This window comes from Xanthomonas sp. WHRI 1810A, assembly GCF_040202885.1.
In the GTDB taxonomy this organism is placed as follows: domain Bacteria; phylum Pseudomonadota; class Gammaproteobacteria; order Pseudomonadales; family Pseudomonadaceae; genus Aquipseudomonas.
This window is the reverse complement of record NZ_JBEGED010000070.1, coordinates 1-530: the sequence shown is the minus strand read 5'-3', so window position 1 is coordinate 530 and position 530 is coordinate 1. Positions and strand designations below refer to the sequence as shown.

Sequence of the window (530 nt, the reverse complement as noted above, 5' to 3'; positions counted from 1 at the left end):
CGCTAATCCGTAGTAAAGAACGACTTCGCAACGATTTAGACGGAGCCCGTTATGGCCTTCAGTAGTGGAAACAGCGGTGGCCCGATGGCCGACATCAATGTGACGCCCCTTGTGGACGTGATGTTGGTGCTGCTGATCATCTTCATCATTACGGCACCGCTGATGTCCCATAAGGTCAAGGTGGAGCTGCCCGAGGCCAACCTGGTCCAGAAGGAAGAGCCGGAGAAACGTGCCGCGCCGATCACCCTGGCCGTCAAGGAAGACGGGTCGCTGTACTGGAACGACGAGCCGGTCTCCAAGGAAGCATTGGAGTCGCGCCTGTCCACCGCCGCACAGCAGACACCGCAACCGCCGCTCAACCTGCGTGGCGACCGCACGACCAAGATGCGTACGATCAACGAGATCACCAAGATCGCGCAGGGTCAGGGCATGTTGGACATCGGCTTCGTCGCGACCAAAGAGAAGGGGCAGTAAGCCATGGCATTCAGTACCGGTGGAAACCGTGGCCCGATGGCCGATATCAACGTCAC

At 59.1% G+C, this 530-nt stretch carries 1 protein-coding gene; it reads left to right on the top strand.

Features of this window, described 5'->3' with window-relative positions; genetic code table 11:
- Nucleotides 1–51: 51 nt before the first annotated feature.
- Nucleotides 52–474: an ExbD/TolR family protein gene (locus tag ABQX22_RS26780; RefSeq protein ID WP_023901932.1), complete on the top strand. Its 423-nt coding sequence runs from the start codon at nt 52–54 to the stop codon at nt 472–474.
- Nucleotides 475–530 lie beyond the last annotated feature (56 nt).

Excerpts from the sequence above, each read along its gene's own strand:
- ABQX22_RS26780 (WP_023901932.1), top strand. The coding sequence starts at position 52 with ATGGCCTTCAGTAGTGGAAACAGCGGTGGCCCGATGGCCGACATCAAT.